At 71.6% G+C, this 12,927-nt stretch carries 12 protein-coding genes, 1 pseudogene and 1 riboswitch; of the genes and pseudogenes, 7 read left to right on the top strand and 6 right to left on the bottom strand.

What is annotated here, in order from left to right; all coding sequences use genetic code 11:
• Positions 1–89: 89 nt before the first annotated feature.
• A riboswitch (cobalamin riboswitch) is annotated at positions 90–222 on the bottom strand.
• A 148-nt stretch (positions 223–370) separates the two neighbouring features.
• From AB0D34_RS26805 to AB0D34_RS26795, 3 genes are all read right to left on the bottom strand, one after another.
• Positions 371–592 (bottom strand): hypothetical protein, encoded by a 222-nt coding sequence (locus AB0D34_RS26805; protein ID WP_362665580.1) that lies wholly within the window; start codon positions 590–592, stop codon positions 371–373.
• A 32-nt stretch (positions 593–624) separates the two neighbouring features.
• Entirely contained in the window at positions 625–1,863 is a 1,239-nt protein-coding gene (locus AB0D34_RS26800; RefSeq protein ID WP_362665578.1) for an inorganic phosphate transporter, read from the bottom strand.
• 109 nt (positions 1,864–1,972) lie between these two features.
• On the bottom strand, positions 1,973–2,722 hold the full coding sequence (locus tag AB0D34_RS26795) for a lysozyme (RefSeq protein ID WP_362665576.1): 750 nt from the start codon (positions 2,720–2,722) through the stop codon (positions 1,973–1,975).
• Positions 2,723–2,916: 194 nt separating this feature from the next.
• Here AB0D34_RS26795 and AB0D34_RS26790 point away from each other — a divergent pair, with 194 nt between their 5' ends.
• The 3 genes from AB0D34_RS26790 to AB0D34_RS26780 all read left to right on the top strand — a co-directional run bounded on the left by AB0D34_RS26790 (position 2,917) and on the right by AB0D34_RS26780 (position 7,100).
• On the top strand, positions 2,917–3,648 hold the full coding sequence (locus AB0D34_RS26790) for a class II aldolase/adducin family protein (RefSeq protein WP_362665574.1): 732 nt from the start codon (positions 2,917–2,919) through the stop codon (positions 3,646–3,648).
• A 680-nt stretch (positions 3,649–4,328) separates the two neighbouring features.
• The gene (locus AB0D34_RS26785; RefSeq protein WP_362665572.1) at positions 4,329–5,525 is read left to right on the top strand and encodes an alpha/beta hydrolase; all 1,197 of its coding nucleotides are present in this window, start codon (positions 4,329–4,331) and stop codon (positions 5,523–5,525) included.
• Between the two features lie 168 nt (positions 5,526–5,693).
• Entirely contained in the window at positions 5,694–7,100 is a 1,407-nt protein-coding gene (locus AB0D34_RS26780; protein ID WP_362665570.1) for a hypothetical protein, read from the top strand.
• Position 7,101: 1 nt separating this feature from the next.
• Here the strand turns inward: AB0D34_RS26780 and AB0D34_RS26775 are convergent, their stop codons facing one another.
• Positions 7,102–7,515: a VOC family protein gene (locus AB0D34_RS26775; protein ID WP_362665568.1), complete on the bottom strand. Its 414-nt coding sequence runs from the start codon at positions 7,513–7,515 to the stop codon at positions 7,102–7,104.
• Positions 7,516–7,613: 98 nt separating this feature from the next.
• Positions 7,614–8,268 (bottom strand): annotated as a pseudogene (locus AB0D34_RS26770) (neutral zinc metallopeptidase).
• Positions 8,269–8,505: 237 nt separating this feature from the next.
• Here AB0D34_RS26770 and AB0D34_RS26765 point away from each other — a divergent pair.
• The 3 genes from AB0D34_RS26765 to AB0D34_RS26755 all read left to right on the top strand — a co-directional run bounded on the left by AB0D34_RS26765 (position 8,506) and on the right by AB0D34_RS26755 (position 11,637).
• Positions 8,506–10,104 (top strand): ABC-F family ATP-binding cassette domain-containing protein, encoded by a 1,599-nt coding sequence (locus tag AB0D34_RS26765; protein ID WP_362665566.1) that lies wholly within the window; start codon positions 8,506–8,508, stop codon positions 10,102–10,104.
• A 382-nt stretch (positions 10,105–10,486) separates the two neighbouring features.
• Positions 10,487–10,708 (top strand): helix-turn-helix domain-containing protein, encoded by a 222-nt coding sequence (locus AB0D34_RS26760; RefSeq protein WP_004002281.1) that lies wholly within the window; start codon positions 10,487–10,489, stop codon positions 10,706–10,708.
• Between the two features lie 116 nt (positions 10,709–10,824).
• Entirely contained in the window at positions 10,825–11,637 is an 813-nt protein-coding gene (locus tag AB0D34_RS26755; protein WP_362665564.1) for an enoyl-CoA hydratase/isomerase family protein, read from the top strand.
• 2 nt (positions 11,638–11,639) lie between these two features.
• On the opposite strand, the gene AB0D34_RS26750 is transcribed toward AB0D34_RS26755, so the two are convergent.
• Positions 11,640–12,350 (bottom strand): nucleopolyhedrovirus P10 family protein, encoded by a 711-nt coding sequence (locus AB0D34_RS26750; RefSeq protein ID WP_362665562.1) that lies wholly within the window; start codon positions 12,348–12,350, stop codon positions 11,640–11,642.
• Between the two features lie 86 nt (positions 12,351–12,436).
• Here AB0D34_RS26750 and AB0D34_RS26745 point away from each other — a divergent pair, with 86 nt between their 5' ends.
• Positions 12,437–12,901, top strand: a complete 465-nt coding sequence (locus AB0D34_RS26745; protein WP_362665560.1) for an Asp23/Gls24 family envelope stress response protein — start codon at positions 12,437–12,439, stop codon at positions 12,899–12,901.
• Positions 12,902–12,927: the final 26 nt, after the last annotated feature.

Genomic DNA, 12,927 nt, shown 5'->3' with positions numbered 1-12,927 from the left:
ATCGCAGGGTCGTGCGAGCACCTGGTGGCGCGGGTCGATCGGCAGGCGAGCATCGCGTTATGTCCTCACTCAGGGTGTCCACGCCCTGGTTCGACGAGACCGGCGGCGAGAGTTCCTGGCTCCCGGGGATTGCTACCCCGGTGACAGTGGCGGGACCGCGCCGGACTCACACCGGCTTCCTCTTCTGCCGCCGTACATGGCCCCGGCAGTCCACCACGCACCCGAACGGCAGTCAACTTGCTGTTGACCTGCGGCGGGGGAGTGTGCAGAACCCCACACCGCCGGGCCCGGACCAACCGTGAACGAACGGCCGGGCGGGCACGGAACCCTGGAGTTCCGTGCCCGCCCGGCCGTCGGGCGATCGGTGCCGTCAGGCCACGATCAGAGAGATTCCGTACGCCACCGCCGCGGCGCAGGCCGCGAAGCAGGCGTACGCGCCTGCCACCGCGAGGGTGGCCGAGCCGCCCTGGGCCGTGGCCCGCTCCTGGCGGGAGAGGCCCATGATGCCGAGGGTGAAGAGGGCCACCAGGCCCACGGTGACCACGAGGCTGACACCGAAGACGGAGCCGAGCGCTTCCCAGTCGATCTGCATGGTGAGGCTTCCTTAGGTGCTGGGGTGCGGGCTCAGACGGCGGCCGGCGGGGCTGCCGGTTCCGCGGCGGCGGGCGGGGCCGGGATCGTGGCGGTGAGGTCCTCGGTCACCGTGCCCGCGGGCGGCGGGGTCACGGCGGCGATCGCCTGGGTCACCACGCCGGCCGGCTCGTCGGTCTCGTTGACGTTGGAGGCGTCCACGACCTCGCGGCGCGAGATCTTCCAGATCGCCGCGCTGGAGGCGACGAGGAAGACCGCCACGACCGCCGTGCCCCAGTCACCGAGGTCGGTGACCGACTCGGCCAGGGCGCCCACCAGGGCCGCCGCCGGGAGCGTGAGGCCCCAGGCCACGAACATCCGGGTGGCCGTGGACCAGCGGACCACCCCGCCCTTGCGGCCGAGGCCCGCACCCATCACAGAACCGGAGACGGAGTGCGTGGTGGAGAGGGAGAAGCCGAGGTGCGAGGAGGCGAGGATGACGGTGGCCGCGCTGGTCTGGGCGGCGAAGCCCTGCTGCGGCTGGAGGTCGGTCAGGCCCTTGCCCATGGTGCGGATGATGCGCCAGCCGCCGAGGTAGGTGCCGAGCGCGATGGCGAGGCCCGCGGAGAGGATGACCCAGGTGGGCGGGTCGGAGTCGGGGGCGACGGCGCCGCCGGCGACCAGGGCGAGGGTGATGATGCCCATCGTCTTCTGCGCGTCGTTGGTGCCGTGGGCCAGCGAGACCAGTCCGGCCGAGGCGATCTGGCCGGTGCGGTAGCCCTTCGCGGCCGCCTTGCCGTCGGCCTTCTTGCCCAGCGAGTAGGAGAGCCGGGTGGCCAGCATGGCGGCGACGCCCGCGACGATCGGCGCGGCGACCGCAGGGATCAGGACCTTGGTGACGAGCGCGTCGCCGTGGACCGCGCCGAAGCCCGCCGAGGCGATGGTGGCGCCGATCAGACCGCCCATGAGGGCGTGCGAGGAACTGGAGGGGAGTCCCACCAGCCAGGTCAGCAGGTTCCAGAGGATCGCGCCGACCAGGGCGGCGAAGATGACCTCGGGTCGGATGCCGGTCTCGTCGACGAGACCCTTGGAGATCGTGTTGGCGACCTCCACGGAGAGAAAGGCGCCCACAAGGTTCAGCACGGCGGACATGGCCACCGCGACCTTGGGCTTGAGTGCACCGGTCGAGATGGTCGTGGCCATCGCGTTGGCGGTGTCGTGGAAACCGTTCGTGAAATCGAACGCGAGTGCGGTGACCACCACAATCGCGAGGATCAGCGAGAAGCTTTCCATTTACCCAGGCAATCTTTTGAGGTCATCGGCCGGACGACCGTAAGTAACCTGGGTGAACGGAAGATGAACTGAAGTGGTCTGCGTGGTGGCCGTATCGGCCGCAGTCCGTCTATGACCCCTTGGCGAACCGCTTCAGCTGACTCGCCGAGCCGTTGAAGAGATTCTGGTCACCCGGCAGGCTGCCGCCGTTGTCGTACTGCCAGATCGTCCAGAACGACCATCCGGCGGGCAGCGCTCCCGCGTCCGCGGAGTTGTAGCGGGCCACCCACAGCGCGTGGTCGGCGGCGAAGGCACCGCTGCCGCCCGTGCAGGTGTTCCACCAGTGGGCGGTCGTGTAGATCACCGGACGGCGCCCGGTGAGCCGCTTGACCTCGTCGCTGAACGACTTGATCCAGCCGACCATCTTCGCCTTGCTCATGCTGTAGCACTTGTGCTTCTTGTCGTACGGGTTGTACTCGATGTCGAGCGCGGGCGGCAGCGTCCAGCCGTCCGCCGACCAGGCGCCGCCGTTGCGTACGAAATGCGCGGCCTGCGTCTTCCCCGACGACTTGTCCGGCAGTGCGAAGTGGTACGCCCCGCGGATGATGCCCGCGTCGCGCGCCCCGTTGTACTGCTGCCCGAAGTACGGGCTGCGGTAGGTGGTCGACTCGGTCGCCTTGACGTAGACGAACTTGGCGCCCTTGGCCCTGGCCTTCTGCCAGTCGACGTTCTTCTGGTGCGAAGAGACGTCGTGCCCCTTGGGCAGGCTCGCCGCCGAGGCGGGCGTCTCGGCGAGCGCGATCCCTCCCACGGTGAGCGTGGCCACGGACACGGCCAGGGCGCGGGTTCGGTGACGGGCAGGCCTGCGATCACGTGCCATGTGTCCCCCCGGAATGGCGTCGTGTACAACAAAGCCCAGAGATTACTGGAAGATCATCAAATCCCGGACGATCTCCGGCCAATCGGCAGGAGAGGGGCGCGTATGCGGAAATGCGCCCTTTCATCAGCCGGCCCCCCGCCCTAAAGTGCCCCGGCCCCACGACGACCCGGCGCCACGGCTGGCAGGATCACGGCATGGCTGAGGAGCAGCAGGATCCACGGGACGCGCGGGACGCCGGGGACGGCGCACAGGACGCGTTCGAGTCGTGGGGGAGAAGTGTGCGCGCCGAGGAGGCCGACGCCTGGTCGCACCTGGTCGACACGGCCCGCCGCACGGTCCTGGACGGACTGGTCGTCGGCACCTCCGGCAACGTCTCGGTACGCGTCGGGGACACGGTCCTGGTCACACCGTCGGGCGTCCCCTACGACCGCCTCACCCCGGACGACGTCACAGGCGTCGACCTCGACGGCCGCCAGGTCCTCGGCACCCTCCGCCCCACGAGCGAACTCCCCATGCACCTGGCGGTCTACCGCAGCACCGACGCCCACGCTGTCGTCCACACCCACGCCGTGCACGCCACCGCCGTCTCCACGCTCGTCCCCGAACTCCCGGCGATCCACTACATGTCCGGCGCGCTCGGCGGCGCGGTCCGGGTTGCCCCGTATGCCACATACGGCACCGCCGAGTTGGCCGAGAACATGCTCCACGCCCTCGCCGACCGCTCCGCCTGCCTCCTCCAGAACCACGGCACGATGGCCTACGGCGCGAGTCTCTCCCAGGCCTACGACCGCACGGCCCAGCTCGAATGGATGTGCCACCTGTGGTTGACGGCCCGCTCGGTACCGGGCCTGACCCCGAACCTGCTGACGGAGGAACAGGTGGCGGAGGCGGGGGAGCGGTTGCGGGGGTATGGGCAGCGCGCCTGAGGGCGTGCCCGCAGCTGGGCTTGGGCCGGGCGCCTATGGGGGTGCCGGGTTCGGTTGTCGGGCGGCTGCGGGTCCGATGTGGCTGGTCGCGCAGTTCCCCGCGCCCCTGAGGAGTTGCAGCCGGCCTGCGCCACGACGAACCGCCAACCACCTCGCGCACCACGAGGGATCGCCAACCACGTCGCGCGCCACGACGGGCCGTTCCCCGCCCCGCGCACTGCGACGGACCGTTCGCCGATTCGCGCGCCAGGACGGGCCGTCAGTCGCGTACGGCGTGCAGGGGACGGGGTGGGGGGTGTCCGCCCGCAGCGGCCGGCGTCCGTCACCGAGCACCTGCTCAAGGAACCGAGCCGCCGGACCGAGGACGGATACCCCCCCCCCCCGCCCCGACCCACCCACCGAACCACACGCGCTACACACGCCCCCACCGGGGCGCAACGGGCCGCCGCAGGCATCCAGGGGCGCGGGGAACTGCGCACAACCCCCGCCCCCACCCACCCCGCAGACAACCAACAACCGAACCCCGCCCAACCGCCGGAGGCAACCCGCAGGCACCTCAGGGGCGCGGGGAACTGCGCAAAACACCAGCCCCCACCCACCCCGCACCCAAACGACAACCCCATCCACCGAAGGCCCCCGCCCACTGGCCCCATCCCACCCCCACCGCGACACTGAAACACGTGCGCACTGTCAAAGCGACGGCCGCCGCCGTCACCGCAGCCCTCGCCGCCGGCGCAGCCGGAATCGTCGCCGGGAGGATCGCCAGCGACGCCGGACTGAAGGCGCCGCCCGGCAAGCCACTCCCCGGCGAACCAAGGCTCACCGTGCACGCCACCGCCGCCGGCCGCGTCACCCTCACCCGCGACCTCGCCGCCCTCCGCCCCGGCACCTACGGCCTCGCGGGCGAAGCCTCGCACGCACTCGTCGGCCCCGTCCTCACCGCGGAACCCCACTCCGCCGACACCGTCGTCCGCCGCCTGGAACGCGTCACCCACGGCACCCTGCGACCCGGCGACAAGGTCTGGCTCACCCCGAACGTCCACGTCGGCGACCCGACGTCCGCCCTCGGCCTCGACCACGCCGACGTCGACGTCCCGAGCGAACTCGGCACCCTGCCCGCCTGGTTCGTCCCCGGCATACGGGACACCTGGGTCATCGCGGTCCACGGTCTCGGTACCACCCGCGAACTCACCATGAACCTCATGGAGTTCCTGCACCACCACCGTTTCCCGGTCCTCGCCGTCACCCACCGTGGCGACAAGGGCGCCCCCCGCCCGCCCGACGGCCTGAACCACTTCGGCGAGACCGAGTGGCGTGACCTGGACGCGGCGATCCACCACGCCGTCGGCCAGGGCGCCCGCCAGGTCGTCCTGTACGGCTGGTCGACCGGCGCCACCATGGCCCTGCGTGCCGCCGCCCATTCCGACCTGCGCGACCGCGTCAAGGGACTCGTCCTGGACTCCCCGGTCCTCAGCTGGGAGCGAACCCTGCGCGCCCTGGCCGCCGCCCGCCACACCCCCGGCGTCCTGCTCCCACTCGCGGTGCGCGCGGCACAGGGCCGCACCGGCCTGCCCAGCGACCACTCCGGCCTGTACGCCGACCACGCCGACCACGCCGACCGGGCCAAGGACGACATGGGCCCCGGCCGTCCCCCGCCTCAGGCCCAGACCCCACCCCCACCCCCGCCCCCCACCCTGATCTTCCACGGCCCGGACGACACGATCGCCCCCTGGGACCTCTCCCGCCGTCTCGCCGACGCCCACTCCGACCGGATCGCCCTCCACACGGTCCGCGAGGCCCCTCACGCGGCGATGTGGAACGCCGACCCGAGCGCCTACGAAGAGGCACTTCGCCGTTTCCTCACCCCCCTGATGTGATCTCCCGGCGCCCTGTTCCCGGCCGGGGGCCACACGTTCCGTTTAAGCCCGTACTACTGGCCTGATCTCGGCGTATACCGCTCCGCGCGGGCCCGGCGTCCGCCCTCCCCGTGGTCGGCGGCGGCATTCCGTTTGGGTTTTCGGACCGTCAACCGGAAGACTGCACCCGTGACGTCCCGTATCCCGCGCGACTCCAGGCTTCGACTCGTCCGCCCGCGACCCCTGGCCGCCGCCCCCTCAGCTGTGAACCAGCGGCGCCCACGCCGCCCCGCGCCGCGCCCCCCGGAGGGCACACCGGCCCCCGCGGAACTGGCCAGAATGGCGCGCTCAGGCCTGGCCGACGCGGCCCGCGTCGCGCACTGGGCCGACGGCGCCCTCCGCCCCGGCAGGGACGGCACGGGCTCCGACGGCAAGGGCACCCTCTCCGACGAGACAGCCGGACGCGCCGCCGAGGATCTCGGCCTGACCCCGGCTCAGGTCCGCGCCGACTGGGACACCGCCCGGCTGGCCGGTCTCGTCGAGGTGCACGGTGACGACGCCCGCCCGGGTTGGCGGCTGCGCGCCTGGGACCGGGACGACAGCGCCGTACTGCGCGGCTGGGTCGCCCTGTTCGACGCCTGGTCGCTCGCCTCACCGGAACCCACCGACCGCGAGCCCGCCGCCGTCGCCGAGGTCGTCTCGGCCATGCCCCAGGTGCTCTCCTTCCTCCAGCTGTCCGCCGGCCCCGTCCCCGTCGAGCAGCTCCTGGACCTGCTGGAGCAGCGCGTCACCGAACTGCGCACCGAGCGCTGCGAGATCCCCTACGGCCCCCAGCCCGAGCCGGTGGCGGAGCCCGAGGCGGCGGACCCTCAGGACGCTCCCCTCTCCCCCCTGCTCGACTGGGCCCTGCGCGCCCTCGCCTCCGTTGGCGCCCTGACCTACGGCGACGGCCAGGCCACCCTCACCCCGCTCGGCAGCTGGGCGGTGTGGGTCAAGCTGGAGCAGATCTGCGTCGCCGCGCAGAGCCCCGCCGGCAACATCGAGGTCGCCGCCGACGAGATGCTCCGCGGCTGCGCCCAGCTCCGCCCCAACGCCGCCCGCGCCGAGTACCGCGCCTGGCTCGCCGCCCGGCCGGTCGGCAGTGCCGTCACCGAGCTGCTCGGCGCCGCCCGCGGCGACGACGCCCTGCTGCGCGGCCTGGCCTTCGAGGCCCTGCGCGTGGTCGGCGCCCCCGCCGAGCCCGATGTCCGCTCGGTGGCCGACGAGCCCACCCTGCGGCCGTACGCCCTGCTGTGGCTGGCCGAGCACGACGGGATCGACCCGGAGGACGCCCACGAGGTGCTCACCCGGGAGGAGGCCACCTGGCTGTGGGTCGACACCGCGGCCGCCGTGGCCGACCACGGCGAGGCCCCGATGCTGGTCCGTCACCTGGAGTCCGCGCTCCAGCCGACCGTCCCCCAACTCCTCGACGAGGTCCGGGCCGTGGGTCACCCGCGCACCGTGCAGGTACTGGTCGCCCTCGCCGCCGCCCACCCCGACCCGGCCCTCGCCAAGGCGGTCCGCCGGGCCGCCTTCCAGGTGCACACCGGAGGGTGAGTCAGGCGCGTATCTCCGGGGCGTAGGTACCGAAGCTCCAGATGTTGCCCTCGGCGTCCCGGGCCATGTAGTCCCGGGAGCCGTAGTCCTGGTCCGTCGGGGGCATCAGGATCTCCGCGCCGTGCTTCACGGCGTGCCGGTGGTGTGCGTCGACGTCGTCCACCACGACGTACACCCCGGTGGGGCCCGCGTCCTTCATCAGCTTGTCGTAGGCGCTGCCGGTGCCCTTCGAACCGAGCATCACCGCGCCGTTGCCCTGCACCAGCTCGGCGTGGGCCACCAGGCCGTCCTCGCTCTCGTACACGGACAGCTCCGTGAACCCGAAGACCTCCGTCAGCTGCTTGATCGCCGCTTTCGCGTCCGCGTACAGCAGCGCCGGGTAGATGCTCGGACGTCCACCGCCGGTCCCCGTCATACCGATCACTCCCTTGTGACCAAAAAGCCGGACATCGATCCGTGAACCAGTCTTGCAGCGACCACTGACAACGGCCCCCGCAACCAGGACCCGGCCCCTCACCGGAACGTGTCGCACCGCTCCACCTCCCCGCTCCGGTCCCCCTCCCGGAACCACTGCCGCCGCTGCTCCGCCGAGCCGCGCGTCCACGACTCCGGCGTCACCCGGCCCTGGGACCGCTCCTGGATCCGGTCGTCGCCCACGGCCGCCGCCGCGTCCGGGGCGTCGGTGACGCGCGCGTCCGACTCGTCCTTCGTCGTGGTCGCGTGCCGTGCCCACACCCCGGCGTAGCAATCGGCCTGGTCCGCCGGTCCTGGGACCGGCTCGACGTGCCCGCCACTGGCGCCCTGCTTCGACCGCAGCCCGTCGAAGAACCCGAGGACGAGATGGACTATCCGGTCGCCCGGGCAGTAGAACGGCCCGACCACCGAGGTCGCCGAGCCGCACGCCGTGCCGCGGCGCCGCTCGAACTCCTGGTCCCAGTAGTCCTGCACGCTGCTGACCACCGCCACCGCCGGACGCCGTGGCCGCGGGCCCGCCGCCGCTGTCGGTGAGACCGAGCTGGTCGGGACCGACGCCGAGGAAGAGCCCGAGAACCAGCGCGATCAACCCCGCGATGCCACCGCCGACGGTGGCCCTGCCGCCGGGAGTGCGGCTGCCCCGCACGTCCTGCGCCTCGGAGGTGTCCAGCCTGGCGTCGTCGTCGAACGGCACGGCCACCGCCCTCTGCGCGCACCGGCGCCCGCTGGGCATCCTCACCCGGCTGCCCGCTCCCGGCCCGGACGCACACCCGAACGTGGGACCGCAAGCGAGACCAACCGAACACCCGAACCCAGAAAAAATGCTTGCACGCCCCCGTTAGACTTGGCCCATGGCCATTCTCCTCGCGCATTAGACGGCGGGAACGTCCTCAGCCGCCCATCCCGCCCCAACCCGCCCTGGAGTCTGTCCGTGATCTCCGCCTCCGGTATCGAGCTGCGCGCCGGCGCCCGAGTCCTCATCGAGTCCGCCACCTTCCGAGTCGCCAAGGGCGACCGCATCGGCCTGGTCGGCCGCAACGGCGCGGGGAAGACCACCCTCACCAAGTGCCTCGCCGGCGAGGGCATCCCCGCCGCGGGCCAGATCACCCGCTCCGGCGAGGTCGGCTACCTCCCCCAGGACCCCCGCACCGGCGACCTCGACGTGCTCGCCCGCGACCGCATCCTCTCCGCGCGCGGCCTCGACGTCCTGCTGAAGAAGATGCGCGACAACGAACAGCGCATCGCCAACGGCCAGGGCGCCACCCGGGAGAAGGCCCTGCGGCAGTACGAGCGTCAGGAGACGGAGTTCCTCACCAAGGGCGGGTACGCCGCCGAGGCCGAGGCCGCCACCATCGCCGCCGCGCTGAACCTCCCCGACCGGGTGCTGGGCCAGCCGCTGCACACCCTCTCCGGTGGTCAGCGCCGCCGTATCGAACTGGCCCGGATCCTGTTCTCGGACGCCGACACCCTGCTCCTCGACGAGCCGACCAACCACCTCGACGCCGACTCGATCATCTGGCTGCGGGACTACCTCAAGACCTACCGCGGCGGCTTCATCGTGATCTCCCACGACGTCGACCTGGTCGAGACGGTCGTCAACAAGGTGTTCTACCTGGATGCCAACCGCGCCCAGATCGACGTCTACAACATGGGCTGGAAGCTCTACCAGCAGCAGCGCGAGGCCGACGAGAAGCGCAGGAAGCGCGAGCGGCAGAACGCCGAGAAGAAGGCCGCCGCCCTGCACTCGCAGGCCGACAAGATGCGCGCCAAGGCCACCAAGACGGTCGCCGCGCAGAACATGGCCAAGCGTGCCGACAAGCTCCTCTCCGGCCTCGAAGCGGTGCGTCAGCAGGACAAGGTGGCCAAGCTGCGCTTCCCCGAGCCGGCGCCCTGCGGCAAGACCCCGCTGATGGCGGAGGGCCTGTCGAAGTCGTACGGCTCGCTGGAGATCTTCACCGACGTCGACCTGGCCATCGACAAGGGCTCCCGCGTGGTCATCCTGGGCCTCAACGGCGCGGGCAAGACGACCCTGTTGCGCCTGCTCGCCGGCACCGAGCAGCCGGACACCGGCGCGGTCGTGCCCGGCCACGGCCTCAAGCTCGGCTATTACGCCCAGGAGCACGAGACCCTCGACCCAGAGCGCACCGTCCTGGAGAACATGCGCTCGGCGGCCCCCGACCTCGACCTCGTCGAGGTGCGCAAGACGCTCGGTTCCTTCCTGTTCTCCGGCGACGACGTCGACAAGCCGGCCGGGGTCCTCTCCGGCGGTGAGAAGACCCGTCTCGCGCTCGCCACCCTGGTCGTCTCCTCGGCGAACGTCCTCCTCCTCGACGAGCCCACCAACAACCTCGACCCGGCCAGCCGCGAGGAGATCCTCGGCGCGCTGCGCACCTACAAGGGCGCGGTGGTCCTGGTGACCCACGACGAGGGTGCCGTCGAGGCGCTCCAGCCCGAGCGGATCATCCTGCTGCCGGACGGCGTCGAGGACCTGTGGGGCGCGGACTACGCGGATCTCGTTGCCCTCGCCTGAGTCGCCCTCGCCTGAGTCAGCGCCGCCTGAGAGTCAGCGCTGCTTGATCGAAAGCGTGATCCACGGCGTATGGATCATTCGGCCCACCGGTGATCCACCATCTGTGTGAGATCTCCTCGTACCGAAGTGTGTCCTACATCCATTTCACGGCCGAGTCCTTTATCGACAAGGGCTCGGCCATCGCACGTCTCTGACCTGGCACTTCACAAAAGAGCCCGTTCGGCGGTACGAACGCGCCAGGGTGGAATCACAGATTCCGTATGTGGGCACTCGCTCCTGTCGTCAAAACCATGTCTTACGGACCTTGCCGAATGGGTGGCCATGAACGCCCGGAGGGGTGATCATGAGGGGACCAGAGCGCACTTCCCATGAGGAGGCACGGGTGGCCGAGACTCTGAAGAAGGGCAGCCGGGTAACCGGCGCCGCGCGCGACAAGCTCGCGGCAGACCTGAAGAAGAAGTACGACTCCGGTGCGAGCATTCGGGCGCTGGCCGAGGAAACCGGCCGCTCGTATGGCTTCGTACACCGGATGCTCAGCGAATCGGGCGTCACGCTTCGTGGGCGTGGCGGAGCGACGCGGGGCAAGAAGGCCGCATCGTCCTGAACCGGGCGGCCCATCGGCTTCGATGGTGGCCACCCGGTCGGTCGACCGATCGACCGGGTGGTTACTGTGCAGTCACTTAGCATCGCTCTGCTGACCGCACGCATCGGAGGCGCCCCATGGCTACGTCCAGCCAGGACGGCCAGGAATCAGTTCCCCTGCTCGACAAGGACGGCGTACGGCTCACCGTCGAGGACACCCTCGCCACGGTGACGCTGACCAACCCGGCCAAGCGCAACGCTCAGAGCCCCGCTCTGTGGCGGGCGCTGGCCGAGGCGGGTCGGCTCGTGCCGGGCTCCGTCCGTGTCGTCGTCCTGCGCGGCGAGGGCAAGTCCTTCTCTGCCGGGCTCGACCGGCAGATGTTCACGCCCGAAGGGATCGAGGGCGAGCCGTCGTTCATCGACCTCGCTCGCAGTGGCGACGCCGAAATCGACGCCGCCATCGCCGAGTTCCAGGAGGGCTTCACCTGGTGGCGACGCAGTGACGTCGTGTCCATCGCCGCCGTACAGGGGTATGCCATCGGAGCGGGCTTCCAGCTGGCCCTCGCCTGCGACCTGCGCGTCGTCGCCGACGACGTGCAGTTCGCCATGCGCGAGACCAGCCTCGGCCTGGTCCCCGACCTCACCGGCACTCACCCCCTGGTGGGCCTCGTCGGATACGCCCGGGCACTGGAGATCTGCGCCACCGGGCGCTTCGTCACGGCCGAGGAGGCCGTGACCACCGGCCTCGCCAACATCGCCGTACCGCTCGACCAACTCGACGGTGCCGTACGGGACTTGGCGGCCGCACTCCTGTCCGCCCCCCGTGACGCGGTCATCGAGACCAAGGCGCTGCTGCGGGGCGTCCAGGACCGTACCTACGACGAGCAGCGCGCCGCCGAGCGGGCGGCCCAGGCACGACGGCTGCGGGACCTGGCAGGCGTCGGCGAATAGCGCTAGAGGGTGGCGGTGACCAGCACCGCCACCGTCGGCCGGTCCGCAAGCGCCCCTCCCACGGCGGCGCGGACCTCCCGGGCCACGTCCAGGGCCCGGCGGTCCGCGCCCACCGCCAGCTCGACGCGGACATGGCGGCGTGGCAGGGAGCCCTCCCCGGTCTCCCGCCTGCCGAGGTCCACCGGCCGTCCCAGCAGCCCGGTCAGACGGACCACACCGGGTACCGCCAGGGCCGCGTCGGCCGCGAGGGTCTCGTCACCGGGGCCCGCCTCGGCGGGACGCGGCGGCTCCGGCTGTCGTACGGGAGCAGGCTCCGCGTCCTCGTCCAGCAGAGCCGTCACCCGCAGATCCACCGCGCCGAGTTCCAGCCCCAGCCGTTCCGCCGCCCGGGCCAGCGCCGTGCGCAGCCGCTCCGCCGTCACCGGCAGCGGCTGGGCGGGCGTGGCCCCGAACTCCGCCGTGAGCCGCAGCGGGCCCGGCGGCAGCGCGCCCGGAGGCGGCGGTACGGCGGGCTCGTGGGTGTCCTCCGGATCGGCGAGGCCGAGGCGCACCGCGCCCAGCCGTACGTCCCGCAGATCCCGCACGGCGGCCCGCAGCACCGCCTGAGCCGCCTCCTCGGAGATCCACGCCCCGTCCCGCGGCCCGCCCAGCGGCAGCAGCCGCCCCAGCCCGAGCTGATGCCGTACCGCACGCGTCCACTGGTCAGCCGTCATTCCTCCAGCCTGCCGCATCTCTGGCGCGCGATCGCGCAACCGCGCTTACGGTGGTCGAAGGAGGACGATCGAAAGGGGTGACGGCGATGACCGACATGACGCAGAACACCGAGGTGGAGCCGTCGGCGCAACCGCGGAAGACCACCAAGCGCGGCGGCGGCGACCCGGCGACACGTGGCCGGACCACCATCGCCGACGGTGTGGTGGAGAAGATCGCCGGACTCGCGGCACGGGACGTCCTCGGCGTCCACGCCATGGGCAGTGGGCTGAGCCGCACCTTCGGGGCCGTACGGGACCGGGTGCCCGGCGGATCCAAGTCAGCCACACGCGGAGTCAAGGTGGAGGTCGGCGAGGTGCAGACCGCGCTCGACCTGGAGATCGTCGTCGACTACGGCGTCTCGATCGCCGACGTGGCCAAGGCCGTGCGGGAGAACGTCGTCGCCGCGGTGGAGCGGATGACCGGCCTGGAAGTCGTCGAGGTCAACATCGCGGTGAGCGACGTGAAGCTGCCCGACGAAGAGGACGAGGAGCCGGAGACCCGGCTCCAGTAGCCGGACCACACCTTCAGGACCATAGG

Origin of the sequence: Streptomyces sp. NPDC048420, assembly GCF_040651535.1 — a bacterium.
In the GTDB taxonomy this organism is placed as follows: domain Bacteria; phylum Actinomycetota; class Actinomycetes; order Streptomycetales; family Streptomycetaceae; genus Streptomyces.
The sequence above is the reverse complement of the archived record's forward strand: the minus strand, read 5'-3'. Positions and strand labels throughout refer to the sequence as shown.